This window comes from Mycobacterium sp. SMC-15 (assembly GCF_045310925.1).
In the GTDB taxonomy this organism is placed as follows: Bacteria; Actinomycetota; Actinomycetes; order Mycobacteriales; family Mycobacteriaceae; genus Mycobacterium.
On record NZ_JBJIAJ010000013.1, the window covers coordinates 60,747 to 77,498 of the forward strand.

Genomic DNA, 16,752 nt, shown 5'->3' on the forward strand with positions numbered 1-16,752 from the left:
GAGGTCCTTCCGATGGCACCCCCCTGCTCCGCCAATCCCGAACTGTGGTTCGGCTACCCGGATGCCGACGCGTCCGACGGCGCCGCCAAGGCCCGGGCCTATGAACAGTCGTCCACCGAGGCGCGGTTGCAGTGCCTGCGACGCTGCCCGCTGGCGCAGCAGCGCCGGTGCGCGGCGCTCGCCGTGGAACGCGGCGAGGAGTACGGGGTGTGGGCCGGCGTGAAGCTGCCCGGCGGCCAGTACCGCAAGCGGGCCGAACTGGCCCGGGCCCACGCCTTGCTGCTCGCGATCGCCGCCGGCGAGATCAACACCCGCGAGCTGCCCGACAACCAGGCACTGTTGACCAACCACGAGCGTGAGCAGCTGCCGGTGACAGCGACGGTTTTTCACCTGCCCGCCGGGCGGATCGGTCCTCGGTCAGCGGCGTGACCAAGCCGGTCCACGGCATGAGTCGGTAGGATCGCCACAGCGGCATGGCGCACGGCGCGGAGGTGGACAGTTGAGCAACCTGGAGGCCACCTCGACTGAATTCGCCTGTGCGGCAACCCCCGAAGATCACATCGAGGTGCTGCACCCCCGTGAGGTGCCACTGGGCGGAGCGCGTGCCATCGGGGTCCGGCGCACGTTGCCGCAGCGCGACCGCTCGCTGATCGGCGCCTGGTGCTTCGTCGACCATTACGGACCTCACGACGTCGCCGACGGCGGCATGGACGTTCCCCCGCATCCGCACACCGGACTACAGACGGCGACCTGGCTGTTCAGCGGGCGCGTCGAGCACCGCGACAGCGGCGGCGTGCACGCGGTGGTGAACCCCGGCGAGCTGAACTTGATGACCGCCGGCGCGGGCATCTGCCACTCCGAGGTCTCGGTCGATCCCCAGGCGGCTCCGGTCCTGCGCGGCGTGCAGCTGTGGGTGGCCTTGCCCGATATCGCCCGACACACCGCACGCGACTTCACCCACTTCGCGCCCGAGCCCGTCTCGCTGCCCGGCGCATCGGCGCTGGTGTTCCTCGGCGAGCTGGCCGGGTACCGCTCCCCCGTCGGGTCGTTCACTCCCCTGCTGGGCGCCCAGCTCGACCTGGATCCGCGCACCGAACTGGCGCTCGACGTCGATCCCGCATTCGAACACGGCGTGCTGTGCGACCTGGGCGCGATCACCCTGGGCAACACGGGCCTGGGTGTGGGCGAACTCGGCTATCAAGGCCCCGGTCGCGCGGTGTTGGCGCTGCGCAACACCGCCGACTCCCCCGCCCGGATCCTGGTGCTGGGCGGGGCGCCGTTCGGCGAGGAGTTGGTGCTGTGGTGGAACTTCATCGGACGCACCCACGACGAGATCGTCGAGTTCCGGCGCCGCTGGCAGGACGGCGACGAGCGGTTCGGCCAGGTCAGCGGCTATCAGGGCCGCCTGCAACGGTTGCCCGCTCCGCCGATGCCGCCGCTGCGGCTACGGCCGCGGCGGCCCCGCACCGGGTAGCCGATCCCGCTCTCAGCGAATGGTGCCCGCTCCCGGGATCAGCGGCAGGTCCAGTGCCGTCACCCAGCCCGGCGGAAGGTCGTTGACCGCCGGCACCGCGTTCAGGGCGCGCATCCCGGTGGCCAGGCAGCCGGCCGTCGCCGCGTCGCGACCCGAACCATCGGTGAAGTGAAACGCCGTCTCCTGCGAAATGCTCGGCGTCCCTTCGATATCGACGCGGTAGACGTCGTCCTGGGTGCCGGCCGGCCAGTCCGGCGCGGCGTCTCGACCGATCCGGTTGACGTGCTCGAGTTGGATACGGGTCTGTCCCCGGTAGATGCCGTTGATGGTGAACCGCACCGCCGCGACCTGGCCGGCGGCGATTACGCCTTTAGCGGTCGTGCGTTCGTTCGGCGTCACCCAGGTGTCCCAGGTGGTGGTGATCTCGTCGAGCTCGATCCCGGCGGCGTGCGCGATCATCGGCACGGTGCCACCCCAGGCGAAGATCAGGACCTCGGGGATCTTGAGCACGGGCTGGAAGTCGGGGTCGCGGCCGATCCCCATCTCGTTCTCGTAGTCACCGGTGTAATTGGTGTAGTCCAACAACTCCGAGGCGCGCACCTTGCGCACCTCGGCGCAGACCCCCATCAGGGTCATCGGGAACAGGTCGTTGGCGAAGCCCGGGTCGATGCCGGTGGTGAAGCATGATGCGCCGCCGTCCTCGCACGCTTGAGTGATCGGTGTCAACAGGTCCGGCGGGTTGAGCTTGAGGCCGGGCCACACCCACGGGGTCATCGCGGTGGAGCAGACGTCGATGCCGGCACGCAGGAAGCGCGATATCAACGCGATATTGTCGCCTGCGCGCGCGGCGGTCGGGCCATAGTGCACCAAGGCGTCGGGCGCCAAGGCGATCAGGGCGTCGACGTCGTCGGTGGCGGTGACGCCGACGTGGGGGATCCCGCAGATCTCACCGACGTCACGCCCCACCTTGGCGGGGTCGCTGACGCCGACGCCGACCAGTTCGAACAGCGGGTGTTTGACGATCTCGGGGATGACCAACTTCCCGACAAACCCGGTGCCCCAGACGACGATCCGCTTAACCATCTGACATCCTCTCGTCCCCCGGCGTCGCCTCAGGCTACGGCGTGAGCAGCACCTTCACCACGTCTCCGGACCGCGCCGCCACCGCACGATAGGCCTCGGCCGCGTCGTCCAAGGCCATCTCGGTGGTGAAGATCCCGTCCACCGACAGCCGCCCGGATTGCAGCAGCGGCACCAGCTGCGGCCACGTCTGTTGCACCGGCGCGGTGGTCATCCGCAAGGTGGCGCTGCGCAGTAGTGCCGGCAACGCCGGAAACGGGAAGGGCTGCAGGTCATGCACACCGACCACCGATACCGTCCCGCCGGCCCGTATGGCGTTCAGCGCGTCGGACATGGTGGTGTCCGAGCCGACCGCATCGATCACCGCGTCCACGCCGCGTCCGCCGGTGAGCTCCATGGCCGCGGCCGTGGTTGGCGGCTCTGCCGGGGTCACGCCCATCAGCGCAGCCCGTTCCCGACGTGCCCGCACCGGATCGATACCGAGAACCGTTGCTGCGCCCAGGAACAGCGCGCTGCGTGCCGCACACAGGCCGACCGCGCCCAAGCCGATCACCGCTACGGTGCCGCCGACCGGGATGTCGGCGCGCAGCGCGGCCGCCCATCCGGTGGCGAGGTTGTCGGTGAGCAACAGGGCTTCGGCGTCAACGATCCCCTCGGGGATGCGGGCGAGCTGAAAGTCGGCTCCCGGCACGGCAAGCAACTCAGACTGCGCGCCACCCAACAGCCCCGATCCGAAGATCTGCGGGCCCGAGTGACACCGGATGGGGTCGAGGGTGCCGCACCCGTCGCAGTGCCCGCAGCCCGCGACCGAGGAAACCATGACCCGGTCGCCGACCCGCACGGAGTTCACCTGCGAGCCGGCCTCGACGACGGTGCCGATCGCCTCGTGACCCAGCGGAACCGGGTCGACGATCGGGTAGTCGCCTTCGTAGAAGTGCAGATCGGAACCGCAGATCGCGGTCGCGGTCACCTCGACGATGGCGCCGTCCGCGCCGGGCAGCTCGGGGTCGGGGCGGGTGTCGACTCGGATCGACCCGGGTCCATCGATTACGACACTGCGCATGGCTTCATCCTTCAAATCCTGTGGCTAACGCTTGTACTTTGCCGAGCACGTCGGGGTAGCGCTTGAGATGCGCGCCGCCGTTGACGTCGAAGGCCGATCCGGTGATCCAGCCGGCGCGCTGCGAGGTCAAGAACTCCACGGTCTGCGCGATGTCCTCGGGGATACCCGAGCGCCCGAGCGGGGTGTTTTCGATGTACTCGTCGGTGAGCCCGGGCACCATCGCCAGGCCGGCGACCAGGGGAGTGTCGACCAGGCCGGGGGAGACCGCGTTGACCCGGATGCCGCGGGGACCCAGCTCCAGTGCGGCCACCTGGACCAGCATCAGCACTCCGGCCTTGGCGCTGCAGTACGCGGCCATGGTGGTGCCGGGCTGGCGGCCGTTGAGCGAGGAGATCGCGACCACGCTGCCGCCGTCTTCGAGATTGCGGGCCGCGTGTTTGATCACCAGCATGGTGCCGGTAAGGCAGACATCGATGGTGGTCTGCCAGCCGGACAGCTCGATGTCGGCGATGGGCCCGATGATCGACAGGCCAGCACAACTGACCACCGTGCGGAGCGGACCGGTTTCGCGGGCGAGCGCGAATGCCGCTGCGACACTGGCTTCGTCGGTCACGTCGGCGGCGACGGCGGTGGCCGCCTCTCCCAGTCCATGCGCCGGTCCCAGCTTCGCCTCTCCTCCGTCGAGCCTCGCTGAACCGGCGAGTTCGGCGGCGCGGGCACGCGCGGCTTCTTCGTTGATGTCGGCAATCACTACGTGGTCGCCGCGAGCGACCAGGGCGTGCGCGGTGGCCAACCCGATCCCGGACGCGCCGCCCACGATCAGGGCCACGGGTTTCTGAGCCGTCATCGTCACGCTCCCGTCGTCGCGGTGGTTCGGTAGGCCCGCTCGCGTTCGGGACGCGCCCACAACGTGTCCTCGCCGACGCCGGTGCCGTCGGCGGCCAACATGCGTTTGAGGATCTTGTTGGTTGCCGTCGAGGGCAGTTCCGCGGTCAGCCGGACATAGCGCGGCCAGGCCTTGGGGGAGAGGTCCTCTTGAGCGGCCAGAAAATCCGAGAAATCGGCTTCGTTCAGTGCGGCGTCGTCGCGCAGCACCAGTGCCGCCATCACCTGGTCTCCGACGTTGCCGTCCGGCACGGCGTACACCGCAGCCTGGTTGATGTCGTTGTGGCGCATCAGGATCCGCTCGATCGGCGCCGCCGCCAGGTTCTCGCCGTCGACCCGCATCCAGTCGGCGGTGCGCCCGGCCAGGTATATCCAGCCGTCGGCGTCGGCGTAGGCAAGATCGCCCGACCAATACATGCCGTCGCGCATCCGCTCGGCAGTGGCCGCCTCGTTGTTGTAATAGCCCGAGAAGAATCCCGAGCCGGCGGTGTTGACCAGTTCGCCGATCGCCTCGTCGGCGTTGATCAGCACACCGTGGTCATCGAAGACCGCCGGCGGGCATTCGGTGTTCGTGTCGCTCTTGTAAATGGCGACGCCGGGGAAACCGCGTCCGACCGAACCGGGCGGGGTGCCTTCATCGCGGGTGATGGTGACGGCGTTCTCGGTGGAGCCGAAGGCGTCGACCACGTGGACACCGAATCGGCGGGCGAACTCACCGATGTCGCGCTCGGAGGCCTCGTTGCCGAAGGCGACCCGCAGTGGGTTGTCGGCGTCGTCGGGCTGCTCGGGATGCGCCAGCAGGTAGGCGAACGGCTTACCGACGTAGTTCATATAGGTGCCACCGTAGGCGCGGATGTCGTCCAAGAACCGCGAAGCCGAGAACTTCGCCGGCGCCATCGCCGCGCCGGCGGCCACCGCGGGGCCGAAGCCGGCCGCGATGGCATTCGAATGGAACAGCGGCATGGACAGGTAGACCACGTCGTCGGCGCCCAACTCGAACCGCTCGGTGAGGCTCTGCCCGGCGACCAGCACCATGAAGTGGCTGACCAGAACGGCCTTCGGGTCACCACTGGTGCCCGAGGTGAAGATCAGCATGAACGGGTCCAGCGGCGCCACCTGCCGATGCGGCTGGAGTACCCCGGCGTCGGCGCACTCGCTGGCCCAGGCCGGGTCGTCGACGTCGATGATCGTGACGCCGGGCAGCTCGAGTCCCTGTAGCAGCGCGCGGTGTTCGGCATCGACCAGCAGGATCTGCACATCGGCGGTGCGCAGGTCCCCGGCGAGCGCCGAGCCGCGACGGGTGTCGTTAATCCCGCACAGCACGTATCCGCCGAGCCCGGCGGCCGCCAGCGCGGTGAGCATCGCGGGGGTGTTGCCCAGCAGGGCACCGACGTGCAGGGGCCGGCCGGTATCGGCGCGCGCTATCACTGCGGCCCCGTGCCGCGCCGCCCGGACGAGGTACTCCCGCCAGGTCCAGCGGGTCCGCCCGCCATCGGCGTCGTCGTAGAGCACCGCCAGCCCGGTGTCGCCGATGCGTTCGGCGAGCAGTTGCTGCATGGTCTCGGCCATCGGACCTCCTAACCCGTGACCGTAGCGGTCGCGCCGACCAGGTGCCGGGTCAAAAACGCGATCTGGTGCTCGACGGCGTGATCGAACCAGTCGCCACCGGCGAAGACGTCGAAGTGATCGCAGGGGTAGTGCCGCACTTCGGCGCGGGCGGCGAACGCCGCTTTGGCGGCAGCCTGCGGGGGAGCGCCGCGGTCGAAGTCCGCTATCTGCACCAAGATCGGGCAGGTGATGGCTTCGGCGTGCTTGGCCGCCGGCCGGTAGGCGCCGAGCTGAACGCCGACCTGGGCATCGATCTCGTTGCGCCAGGTCGGGCCGGCCATCGCGGTGTAGGCCTCGTGGTAGCCGTCGGCGGTCAGGGTGGCCAGCTCCCCCGGGCGGCCCACCAGCGGGATGGTCGCGGGCGGCCCACCGAAGCGTTGGGCCAGCGCGCTGCGCCAACCCGTCGCCGTCGACCGCAGCATGGCTGACGGGCGATGGTGGGGCATTGCCGCGACCGCCGCGGCCGGACCGCTCACCAGTGGTGTCAGCGCGATGGCAGCGGCGACGCCGGGCGTGGTAGCCGCCACCTCGAAGGCATGCCCGCCGCCCAGGGAGACTCCCCACACCACGATCCGGCGCGGATCGACGCCGGGCTGCTCCGCCGCGATCGAGCATGCCGCGCGGAAGTCCTCGATCTGTTCCTGCATAGAAATCCGTTGGCGCGGTTGAGCTTCTGACGCGCCGAAGTACCGGTAGTCGAAGGCGAAGGCAGCGAACCCGGCTGCGCTGAGCCGTTCGGCGAACGGCACAAGGCCGGAATCGACGGTGCCGCCCAACCCGTGTCCGAGCACCACGACCGGGGCCCCGTCGTCGTCACCATGCTCCGCGGGGAAGAACTGCCCGACACACGTGGCGCCGCCATGGGTGAATCGGATGGTCTCGCTCATGCGGATGCCTCCATCTTGCGCACGCCGGCCCATCCGGGCGCACCGAGTTCGGTGGCGCGTCGGGCGCCGAGCGGTATCTCCGCGGTGCGCATGTCGTGTTCGTAAAGGAAGCAGTCGAGCTGCTGAGTGTGCCGCGGGGTGTCGAGCATGTGGCCGGTGTACTTGCGCCGGTCCGCGTCGATCACCCGGCGCATTTCGGTAGCCGACGGCAGCCGGTAGCGGCCGGCCGCGTAGGCGCCGATGAGGCGGGCCTGGGACTCCACGAACGGGAACAGCGTCGGGGTGGCTTGGGCGAATCCGGCGAACACCAAGTCGTCGATGCCCGGATAGAACATCCGCTTGTACAGGTCGATCCGATTGTCCGGTGCGCTGATGAATTCCGGATCGAAGAACGGGAAGGTGATGTTGTAGCCGGTGGCGTAGACGATGACGTCGAATTGGCCGCTGGTGCCGTCGGTGAAGTGCACGGTGTCGCCGTCGAGCCGGCTGATGTTGGGTTTGGGAATGACGTCTCCGGACCCCAGCCGCAATGGCAGTTCCACCGATTGGGTGGGGTGCGCTTCGAAGAACTTGTGGTTGGGGGTGGGCAGCCCGAGGTCCTCGGGGCGCCCGGCGATGATCGGCTGCGCCCATTGAGCGACCTTGCGCTGCCAGGAGAACGGCAGATACGGGCTGGTCCGGAAGTACTTGTCGGCGGGCTTGCCGGCCAGATACTTCGGCACGATCCAGGCGCCCGAGCGGGTGGACAGGGTCAGCTCGTTGTCCGGGGCCTTCGACGACAGTTCGACGGCGATGTCGGCGGCGCTGTTGCCCAGGCCGACGACCAGGATCCGTTTGCCGCTGAAGTCCAGCGGGGTCTTGGGGTCGATGTAGTGGTGCGCATGCAGCGTCTCACCGCTGAATTCGCCGGGGAAGTCCGGCAGGCGCGGATCCCAGTGGTGCCCGTTGGCGACGACCAACAGGTCGAAGCGGCGACGCTGCCCGCCGGCCAGTTCCAGCTCCCAGCCGCCGCCGGAAAGACGGTGGGCGTGGGTGACTTCGGTGTCGAACTCAATGTTGCGTTTGAGCTCGAACGCCGCCGCATAGGACTCCAGGTACTCCTTGACCAGCGTGTGGTGCAGGAAGTCGGGGTAGTGCTCCGGCATGGGGAAGTCGCGGAACGACAGCTGGTGCTTGGAGGTGTCGATGTGCAGTGACCGGTAGGCGCTGGAATGTCCGTTCGGGTTGCCGAAGGCCCAGTTGCCGCCGATCCGGTCGGAAGACTCGAAGCAGGTGTAGTCAACCGCGTAGTCGCTCAGCATCTTTCCGGCGGTCAGGCCGCTGATGCCGGCACCGATGATCGCGGTGCGAGGTGAGGGCATGGGGAAACCTCCGGGATCCGGGGTAGACAGGTTTGCAGAAGTGTCTACGCGACGCGTCGCAATAGTACACACATCTGCGGATGTGTCTACTGCCTTGTTAGGCTTACCGACCAGGAGGTGGCCGTGAACGCAGCATCAGCGTCACCCGCATCCCCGTCAACAACCGATCGGCTTCTCGATGCGACCGAGAAACTGCTGGCCGACAAGGGGATCCGGGCGACGACGATGATCGACGTCGCCCAGGCAGCGGGGGTGTCCCGGGCCTGGCTGTACCGGAATTTCCCGGACAAGCCGACGCTGGTCGGCGCGGCGATCATCCGCCTCATCGAGACCAGCTGGGCCCAGACCCGCGCCGAGCTGTCGACGCTCACCGACTTCGAGGACCAGCTGGTGGCCGGAGTCCAGATCGGCCGCCGCGCCTACGACGATCCCGGCACGCTGCTGATGCGGCTGCGCACCGCCGAACCGGATGAGTTCACCGCCTGCGCCGGGGCCGGCGTCCGCGGCCTGGTGCCCGACCTCGCGGCGTTCTGGCAACCTTTTGTCGAAGCCGCCGTCGACGGCGGAGACATCCACCCCGACACCGACATTCCCGAGGCCAGTGAATGGATCGCCCGGGTGACGATCAGCCTGGGCAGTGTCCCGGGAAACCACATGGACCCCGACGATCCGGCAGCCGTGCGGCAGCATCTACGCCGCTACGTGCTGCCGGGCCTGCGACAGGCGCCGACGACTGCGACACCGAAGGGGAAGCGATGACGGAGTGGTTCCTATACCTCCCGCAAACCAGAATCGGCCTCGACGATCTGGTGTCGCGCGCACAAGCGGCCGAGGCGTCAGGCTTCGACGGCGTCGCATTCCTCGATCACCTGGACACCCCGATGGACCCCGCTTCGCCGCTGTGGGAAGCGATGACCGTCGCCACCTGGGTGGCCGCCCACACCGAGCGGCTCAAGGTCGGCCACGTGGTGTTGTGCGACAGTTTCCGGCACCCGGCGGTGTTGGCCAAACAGGCGACCACCTTGGCCGAGGCCACCGGTGGGCGCTTCGAGCTGGGGCTGGGTTCCGGCTCGATGCCCGACGAACTGGTCAAGTACGGCATCACCACCGCTGGCCCGCGGCAACGCGTCGACGCGCTGGGGGAGACGCTGGCGCTGCTACGTGAGTACTGGAGCACCGCGGGGGAGCGGTCGCAGACTCCCGAGCCGACCCAGCCCATCCCCCTGGTGCTCGGGGGTGTTGGTCCCCGGATGCTCGAGCTGACCCGCCGGTACGCCGATTGGTGGAACCTGCCCGCGACGCATGTACATAAGTTGCCCGAGCTGCTGCCCTTGATCGGGTCTGCCCGCGCGTCGGTGCAGCAGATGGTCGGTTTCGCCCGGCGCGATCAGGATGTGGTGGCGGTATCGCAGACGGCGCAGCGGCGGTTCGGCCGGCTGGGATCGGGCCTGGTGTGCGGTGATGCAGCGGCGCTGACCGAGCATTTCCGGATGCTCGAAAGCCAAGGCGCACAGCGCTTCTACGTCTGGTTCGCTGATTTCGCGCCACCGGAGTCCATTGCCGAGTTCGCCGAGACCGTGATCCGGGCGGGTGGCTGAGCTCGTCAGCGTGATCGGCGCGGCGCGTTCCAGCGGATCTCGATGTCGTCGGCGGCGGTCTTCGGGCCGTCCAGATCGTCGGTAACGCGGACGCCCACCCGGCGCTGGGTGGTGGCGTCGACGAAGCTCAGCGGCGGTTTCCCGTCCTGGAGGTACTTGTCTCCCCACTGGGTCAAAGCCAGCATCACGGGCAAGAGATCCTCGCCCGCGGGTGTCAGCCGATACTCGTCTCGGGCCCGCTGGCCGGCCTCCTGGTAGGGGACCCGCGTGATGATCCCGGCGGCTTCGAGTTGCTTGAGCGCCCGCGAGACCGCCGGCGCCGAGGCGCCGAGGCGTGCCATGAAGTCCTCGAATCGACTGGTGCCGTAGAAGCATTCCCGCACCACCAGGAACGCCGTCTTGGTGCTCAGCACATCGAGCAGCCGGGCCACCGAACACGCATCGCCGGTGGACCAGCGCGTTCGGTCGCGCAACCGGGGCTCGAACTCCATGGGGACCAGCTTACGTGACTAACACTTGCGTTACCCAGATATCCGTGCTTCTCTCTTACTAACGGAGTCGTTAGTCAGGACGGAAGGGATCGGGAAATGGTTGCAATCGAAGGCAAGGTCGTGGTGGTCACCGGCGGCCGGCGGGGGCTGGGAGCGGCATTGGTGGACGAGGTACTGGCCCGCGGTGCGGCCAAGGTGTACTCGACGGCCCGCACCGCGTTCACCGACGAACGCCCCCGGGTGGTGGCCCACACCCTCGAAGTGACGTCCCCCGAGTCGGTCGCTGCGCTGGCCCAGGCCGCCGGCGACGCCGACATCGTGTTCAACAACGCGGGCATCCTGCTGCCTGCCGCGCTGCTGACCGGCGACTTCGCCGACATCACCACCACCTTCGACATCAATGTCTTTGGGCCGCTGCGGGTGGCCCGCGCGTTCGCGCCGATCTTGGCGGCCAACGGGGGCGGGGCGCTGGTCAACATGCATTCGGTGTTGTCCTGGCTGGCCGGCTCCGGTGCCTACGGCGCCTCCAAAGCCGCTGCCTGGTCGGTGACCAACTCGCTGCGCACGGAGCTGGCGGCCCAGCACACGCAGGTGGTCGGCGTGCACGCCGGGTTCATCGATACCGACATGGTCTCGGCGATCAGCGCGGCCAAGGTCACCCCGGCCGAGGTGGCCCGGCGCATCGTCGACGGACTGGAATCCGGTGCCCTCGAAGTGCTGGCCGACGACGTGTCTGTCGGTGTCAAAGCCGCACTGTCTGGTCCGGTCGAAAAGCTGTCGTTCGCCCTGCCGCACTGAGCGTCTGATCACGAAGGAGCACTGAACCGTCATGCCACTGTGGACAATTCACCACACCCCGGGCATCTTCACCGCCGAGCAGAAGCACGCGCTGGCCGCCCGCATCACCGACCACTACGAGGGTGCCGGGCTGCCACGCTTCTATGTGGTCACCGTCTTCCACGAGACCGCGCCGGAGGACTTCTACGTCGGGGGGGAGCCGACGCCAGTGGGTATTCGCGTCGTCATCGACCACATCGCCCGGCACGCCCACGACAAGGAAGGCCGCCGGCGGATCGCCGAATGGATCAACCAGATTCTTAGCCCCACGCTCGAGCGGCATCCGGGCCTGCACTCGGAATTCCACGTCGACGAGACCAGCGAGGAACTGTGGATGATCAACGGCCTGGTTCCGCCGCCGGGGGGATCGGACGCCGAGAAGCGGTGGGCCAAGGAGAACGTCGCGTCGGCGTACTAGGGGGGCGCTCCCCGGTACCGCGCCGCCAGCGCGGTACCGATCGCGGCCAGATGGTCACGCACGCCCTGCGGACCGGTTATCTCGAGCCATTCGACAAGCCCGGCGAGTTCGCCGGCGAGGGCGTATTCGTTGTAGCCGCGAATCACCACCTCGATCCGGCCATCGGGGGTAGGACCGCCCACGTCGAGGCGCCCACCGAGCATGCTCTGGAGCAGGCCCAGCCCGTCAGGTGCGCACACCGCCTGGATCTCGAGCGGGGTGCGCTTGCGGTCGACCTCGTCGGCGATCTCACGCCAGCTCTCGGCAAGGTCGAACCCCGTAGGCCGCTGGACGGGCTCCTCGGTCAACTCGACCGACGAGACACGATCGATTCTGAAGGTACGGCGGCCCACCTCGGTATGCGAGACCAAGTACCAGGTCGGGCCCTTGGCAACGATGCCCAGGGGGTGGACGGTCCGCTCGGTCTCGGCGCCCTTGCTGTCGACGTAACCGAGCCATACCTGCACGCCGCGGATGACCGCCTCCTGCAGCGCGTCGAGAAACCGCGGCGGCCGAGGCACCACCTGAGCTCCCCACCGCCGTGGGTCCACCACCACGGATGTCGCGGCGGCCTCGGCCTGCTCCCGGAAAGGCTCGGGCAGCGCGCGGACGAGCTTGCGCAGGGCGGCCTTGACTTCCGGGGTTGCCGTCGAAGCGGGTCCGGCGACCAGAAACAGCGCGCGGGCTTCGCTCGCGGTCAGCCCCGAGAGGTCGGTACGAGCGCCGCCCAGCAGGCGCCACCCGCCGCCGCGGCCCTGCATTGAGTACACCGGGACGCCGGCGACGCTGAGCGCGTCGAGGTCGCGGCGGGCGGTGCGCTCGGACACCTCCAGTTCCCGGGCGACCTCCAGCGCGGTGACCTGCTGGCGTTGTTGCAGCAGTAGGAGGGTGGCTAGCAGCCGGTCAGCGCGCACCCCAGCAGACTCGCACATAAAACCGGCCACAAGGTGTCCGGTTATGGTGACCACAATGTCGCCATGACCACACCGACCAGTTCTTCCGCAGCCCCTCTGACCGACCCGCGGCCCGTCCTCGACCGTGCCATTGCCACTGCCGCCGCCGTGATCGCCGGCGTCCGCTCTGACCAGTTCGCCAACCTGACGCCCTGCACCGAGATGAACGTGCAGGCCATGCTGATTCACCTGGTCGGAGTTGTTGACCGCATTGCCGCACTCGGCAACGGCGAGGACCCGTTCGCCGTCGCCGAACCGCAGATCTCCGACGATCGCTGGGCCGATGCGTGGCGGGAGTCCAGCAGACGTGCCGCCGACGCCTGGGGCGACGACGCCGTCCTCCAACAGCCCATGGCCCTGCCGTGGATCCAAGGCAGCGGCGCCGACGTCCTGGCCTCCTACCTCTCGGAGATCACGGTCCACACCTGGGACCTCGCGGCGGCCACCGGTCAGCAGCCCGATTGGGACGACACGGTGATCGCCGCGGCCCTGCAATCGGCGCACCGGATCCTGCCGGCCGAGAACCGCCGGGCGCTCTACGCGCAGATCTCTGCCGCGATGGGCCTGGACGAGGTGGCCATGCCGTTCGCCGAAGCCGTCGCCATTCCCGACGACGCCCCCGCCATTGACCGGCTCATCGCCTGGAACGGCCGCGATCCGCTCTGGTGATCTGTCCCGGCGGACCCGAAGCCGTCCCTACAAATAGGACAGGCCGAACCCCTAATAAGGGTTCGGCCTGTCCGGGATCTCCCGAGAGATCACAACTGTGGGCGAAGGGGTGTGTGAGTTCATGACATAGGTGACAGGTGAGTCGGGACATGGGTGACACCTGCGGTGATGGTCGATGAGTCGGGTCATAGGTGACAGTCATGGGTCATGTCCAAAGCGCGTGTGGCCGTCCTGGAAGTCCTCAGCGGAAACCTGTCGGTGACTGCTGCAGCCCGCACCTACGGGCTATCCCGCCAACACCTCTACCGCTTATTAGCCCGCTACCGTGCCGGCGGCCTCGATGCGCTCGAACCCCGCTCCCGACGCCCCGCCAGCAACCCCCGCAGGATCTCCGATGACGTCATCGCCGCCATCGTTTTACTCCGCGAAAAACTCACCGCCGAAGGCCTGGACGCCGGACCCATCACCCTGCAAAACCACCTGGCCCGCCAAGGCCTGCCAGTGCCATCGACCTCCACCATCCGGCGCATCCTGCACCACCACGGCCTGATCACCCCCCAACCACGCAAACGCCCCCGCAGCTCCTACCACCGCTTCGCCGCCGAACAACCGAACGAATGCTGGCAATCGGACTTCACCCACTGGCCCCTGGCTGATGGCACCGACACCGAGATCCTCAACTGGCTCGACGACCACTCCCGCTACCTACTGGCGTGCACCGCCCACCGCCGCGCCAGCGGCCCCGACGTCGTCGCCAGCTTCACCGCCACCAGCCTCGAATTCGGGTTGCCCGCAGCCACACTCACCGACAACGGTTCGGTCTACACCTCCCGATTCACCGGCGGCCACAACGACTTCGAACGACTCCTAGCTGCCCTGGGCATCACCCAGAAAAACGGCCACCCCGGCCACCCCCAAACCCAAGGAAAAATCGAACGCTTCCACCAAACCCTCAAACGCTGGCTCGCCGCACGACCCCGCCCAGCCACACTCACCGAACTGCAAAGCCTGCTCGATACCTTCCGCACCGTCTACAACACCGAGCGTGGCCACCGCGCCCACCCGCACCACCTCACCCCCGAACAGGCCTACCTCGCCCGCCCCAAAGCCACCCCCGCCAACCAACCCAGCACTGCCATCCGGCTACGCACCGACGTCGTCGACCACTTCGGCAAACTCACCCTGCGCCACGGCAGCCGCCTACACCACCTCGGTATCGGCCGCGCCCACGCCAGCACCCCCGTGCTGATCCTGGTTACCGCCACCACCGTCACCGTCATCAGCAAAACCGGCCACCACGTCATCGCCAGCCACCACATCGACCCCGACCACAACTACTGGCCCAACAAACAGAAAAACCCCGGCAAAAGCCGGGGCAATCTGTAACCGATGACGCGACTCATGTGTAACCCATGACCCGACTCATCACACTGTGGGCGAAGGGGGACTTGAACCCCCACGTCCCGAAGGACACTGGCACCTGAAGCCAGCGCGTCTGCCATTCCGCCACTCGCCCGAGCAACCGGGGGAGCGTATCACGGGTCCCCTTACCCCTTAAAAATCGGCTCCGGACCTGCGGCCCAGCACCGCCCGGCTCCCATCTAAGCCGCCGTGATCCCTTCGTGACCTGGTCTTATCCGATTCTCCGCCGTAGAAGGGTGCCGCCGTGGCACCCCGGGTCGATACCATGTCCAGGGCGGATGCAGCTGAGCGACACGCCGCAGCAGCGTCCCGATACGGCTAGTGGCGGCGGAGAGTAAGGCGGGTAGCAGCTTGGACAGCCAGCGTGGGCTGGTTCATCGCATCGAGCGCAAACTCGAATCCGCTGTGGAGGATGCGATGGCCCGGGTCTTCGGAGGGGAAGTTCTCCCCGAGGAAGTCGAGGCTGCGCTGCGCCGCGAAGCCGCCGCCGGGGTGCGCTCACTAGCGGGAAATCAACTTTTGGCACCCAACGAATACGTCATTACCCTCGGTAGAGACGACTACGACAAAATGGGCGCCGACCAGGATCTGACGTCGAAGGCTTTCGCCCGGCACTTGGCCGGCTACATCGGCGAACAGGGGTGGCAAACGTATGGTGATGTGGTTGTCCGGTTCCAGCAGTCGCCGAACCTGCGTACCGGACAGGTCCGCGCACGGGGTGGCGTCAATCCTGACGCCAGCCCCCTCAAGACGCTCAACGAATCCCGCCCGCCACAATCAGTTCATGCGTTTACCGCAGAATCAGGAGTGCCACCGATGACCGATAACCCGAGCTACCGCGGCGCCCACGGGCAGGATCGTCCCGGGGACGACTATTACGACCCCCGCTACGGCCGGCCCGCCGACGATGCTCGCGGCGGTCAGGACCCCCGTGGCCCCTACGGCCCCGAAGGGGACCACTACCAGCAGCATGAGCAGCGCGGCGCCTACCCCGACCAGGGCCAGGGCGGCCCCGGCGGGTACGCCCCGCCCCGCCACCCCGAGCAGGGCGGCTACCCCGAGCAGGGCGGCTACCCCGGCCAGGGCGGCGGCTATGCCCCTCCCGCCCCGCCGGCCCAGCCCTACGAGCAGCGTCCGCCCAGCGGCTACGGCGCGCCCGCCGGTTACGAGCAGGGCTACCCCCAGCACCAGCAGCCCGCGGCACCGGCCTACCCGGCCGGCGGCCAGCCCGGCTACGGCGAATACGACCGCCCGCCGGCCCGCCAGGATGACTACGCCTACCCCGAGGGCCAGTACGAGCAGCGCCCCGCCTACCCGGACCAGGGTGGGTATGACCAGGGTGGCCAGTACGGTCGGCAGGACTACGGCCAGCCCGGCTACGGCTACGGCGAGGCCCCGCCTGCTCCGGCCGGCTACGACTACGGCCAGCCCGCGCCCGGCGGCTACGGCGAGGGTCAAGGCGCCCAAGGGGGCTACGACTACGGCCAGCAGGCTCAAGGCGGTTACGGCGAAGGCCAGGGCGGCTACGGCCAGCGCGCCTACTCCGCACCGGCGTCGGTCACCCTGCAGCTCGACGACGGCAGCGGCCGGACCTACCAGTTGCACGAAGGTGCCAACGTGGTGGGCCGCGGCCAGGACGCCCAGTTCCGGTTGCCGGACACCGGGGTGTCGCGCCGTCACCTCGAGATTCGCTGGGACGGCCGGGTGGCCCTGCTGTCGGACCTGAACTCCACCAACGGCACCACGGTGAACAATGCCCCGGTCCAGGAGTGGCAGCTGGCCGACGGTGATGTCATCCGGCTGGGCCACTCCGAGATCATCGTCCGGGTCCACTAGGCACGGCGGCAGCGTCCACTCGACCGACAATCTGAACTAGCAAAGCGCTGCCGCTTTGCCCTACGGCCCCCCGCGCCCAAGTATCGTGACTTTGCCGAAGTGCTCCGCAAGGAGCACGCCATGGGCTGCGC

At 68.3% G+C, this 16,752-nt stretch carries 17 protein-coding genes and 1 tRNA gene; 9 read left to right on the forward strand and 9 right to left on the reverse strand.

Translation table 11 applies throughout. The annotated features are described in order from the left end of the window. The first annotated feature begins 12 nt into the window (after positions 1-12). Positions 13-429: a WhiB family transcriptional regulator gene (locus ACJH71_RS18530; protein WP_406759448.1), complete on the forward strand. Its 417-nt coding sequence runs from the start codon at positions 13-15 to the stop codon at positions 427-429. Between the two features lie 70 nt (positions 430-499). Continuing rightward, complete coding sequence (locus ACJH71_RS18535; RefSeq protein ID WP_406759449.1) at positions 500-1,474, forward strand: pirin family protein; 975 nt, start codon at positions 500-502, stop codon at positions 1,472-1,474. Between the two features lie 12 nt (positions 1,475-1,486). Here ACJH71_RS18535 and ACJH71_RS18540 read toward each other — a convergent pair whose 3' ends face one another. The 6 genes from ACJH71_RS18540 to ACJH71_RS18565 are packed head-to-tail and all read right to left on the reverse strand — an operon-like array spanning position 1,487 to position 8,358. Continuing rightward, entirely contained in the window at positions 1,487-2,557 is a 1,071-nt protein-coding gene (locus tag ACJH71_RS18540) for a dihydrodipicolinate reductase (RefSeq protein ID WP_406759450.1), read from the reverse strand. Between the two features lie 34 nt (positions 2,558-2,591). Further along, positions 2,592-3,617, reverse strand: coding sequence for a zinc-binding dehydrogenase (locus tag ACJH71_RS18545; RefSeq protein WP_406759451.1), 1,026 nt, complete (start codon positions 3,615-3,617; stop codon positions 2,592-2,594). 4 nt (positions 3,618-3,621) lie between these two features. Continuing rightward, complete coding sequence (locus ACJH71_RS18550) at positions 3,622-4,464, reverse strand: SDR family NAD(P)-dependent oxidoreductase (RefSeq protein ID WP_406759452.1); 843 nt, start codon at positions 4,462-4,464, stop codon at positions 3,622-3,624. Between the two features lie 2 nt (positions 4,465-4,466). Further along, positions 4,467-6,071, reverse strand: a complete 1,605-nt coding sequence (fadD1, locus tag ACJH71_RS18555; protein ID WP_406759453.1) for a fatty-acid--CoA ligase FadD1 — start codon at positions 6,069-6,071, stop codon at positions 4,467-4,469. A gap of 8 nt (positions 6,072-6,079) precedes the next feature. Beyond that, on the reverse strand, positions 6,080-6,997 hold the full coding sequence (locus ACJH71_RS18560) for an alpha/beta hydrolase (RefSeq protein WP_406759454.1): 918 nt from the start codon (positions 6,995-6,997) through the stop codon (positions 6,080-6,082). Further along, positions 6,994-8,358: a flavin-containing monooxygenase gene (locus ACJH71_RS18565; RefSeq protein WP_406759455.1), complete on the reverse strand. Its 1,365-nt coding sequence runs from the start codon at positions 8,356-8,358 to the stop codon at positions 6,994-6,996. The genes ACJH71_RS18560 and ACJH71_RS18565 overlap by 4 nt, the downstream gene beginning before the upstream one ends. Positions 8,359-8,475: 117 nt before the next feature. Between ACJH71_RS18565 and ACJH71_RS18570 the strand changes: the two genes are divergently transcribed. Together ACJH71_RS18570 and ACJH71_RS18575 are read left to right on the forward strand one after the other, a co-directional pair. After that, complete coding sequence (locus ACJH71_RS18570) at positions 8,476-9,117, forward strand: TetR/AcrR family transcriptional regulator (protein WP_406759456.1); 642 nt, start codon at positions 8,476-8,478, stop codon at positions 9,115-9,117. Beyond that, the gene (locus ACJH71_RS18575) at positions 9,114-9,956 is read left to right on the forward strand and encodes an LLM class flavin-dependent oxidoreductase (protein ID WP_406759457.1); all 843 of its coding nucleotides are present in this window, start codon (positions 9,114-9,116) and stop codon (positions 9,954-9,956) included. The genes ACJH71_RS18570 and ACJH71_RS18575 overlap by 4 nt, the downstream gene beginning before the upstream one ends. A 5-nt stretch (positions 9,957-9,961) precedes the next feature. On the opposite strand, the gene ACJH71_RS18580 is transcribed toward ACJH71_RS18575, so the two are convergent. Continuing rightward, a complete protein-coding gene (locus ACJH71_RS18580; protein WP_406759458.1) occupies positions 9,962-10,447 on the reverse strand; it encodes a winged helix-turn-helix transcriptional regulator in 486 nt (161 codons plus the stop codon). Positions 10,448-10,543: 96 nt separating this feature from the next. Here ACJH71_RS18580 and ACJH71_RS18585 point away from each other — a divergent pair, with 96 nt between their 5' ends. Together ACJH71_RS18585 and ACJH71_RS18590 are read left to right on the forward strand one after the other, a co-directional pair. Continuing rightward, positions 10,544-11,245 carry an SDR family oxidoreductase gene (locus ACJH71_RS18585; RefSeq protein WP_406759459.1) on the forward strand — a complete coding sequence of 234 codons (702 nt, stop codon included), beginning with the start codon at positions 10,544-10,546 and terminating at the stop codon, positions 11,243-11,245. 31 nt (positions 11,246-11,276) lie between these two features. Then, the gene (locus tag ACJH71_RS18590; RefSeq protein WP_406759460.1) at positions 11,277-11,702 is read left to right on the forward strand and encodes a tautomerase family protein; all 426 of its coding nucleotides are present in this window, start codon (positions 11,277-11,279) and stop codon (positions 11,700-11,702) included. Here the strand turns inward: ACJH71_RS18590 and ACJH71_RS18595 are convergent. Then, a complete protein-coding gene (locus ACJH71_RS18595; protein ID WP_406759461.1) occupies positions 11,699-12,655 on the reverse strand; it encodes a helix-turn-helix transcriptional regulator in 957 nt (318 codons plus the stop codon). The two genes, ACJH71_RS18590 and ACJH71_RS18595, sit on opposite strands and share 4 nt — an antisense overlap. A 63-nt stretch (positions 12,656-12,718) precedes the next feature. On the opposite strand from ACJH71_RS18595, the gene ACJH71_RS18600 reads away from it, so the two are divergent. Both ACJH71_RS18600 and ACJH71_RS18605 read left to right on the forward strand, forming a co-directional pair. Then, positions 12,719-13,363 carry a TIGR03086 family metal-binding protein gene (locus ACJH71_RS18600; protein WP_406759462.1) on the forward strand — a complete coding sequence of 215 codons (645 nt, stop codon included), beginning with the start codon at positions 12,719-12,721 and terminating at the stop codon, positions 13,361-13,363. A gap of 207 nt (positions 13,364-13,570) precedes the next feature. Further along, on the forward strand, positions 13,571-14,749 hold the full coding sequence (locus ACJH71_RS18605) for an IS481 family transposase (protein WP_406759463.1): 1,179 nt from the start codon (positions 13,571-13,573) through the stop codon (positions 14,747-14,749). A 47-nt stretch (positions 14,750-14,796) separates the two neighbouring features. On the opposite strand, the gene ACJH71_RS18610 is transcribed toward ACJH71_RS18605, so the two are convergent. Then, a tRNA-Leu gene (locus ACJH71_RS18610) sits at positions 14,797-14,879 on the reverse strand. A 257-nt stretch (positions 14,880-15,136) separates the two neighbouring features. Here ACJH71_RS18610 and ACJH71_RS18615 point away from each other — a divergent pair. Next, positions 15,137-16,621 (forward strand): FhaA domain-containing protein, encoded by a 1,485-nt coding sequence (locus ACJH71_RS18615; RefSeq protein ID WP_406759464.1) that lies wholly within the window; start codon positions 15,137-15,139, stop codon positions 16,619-16,621. The last annotated feature ends 131 nt before the right edge of the window (positions 16,622-16,752 follow it).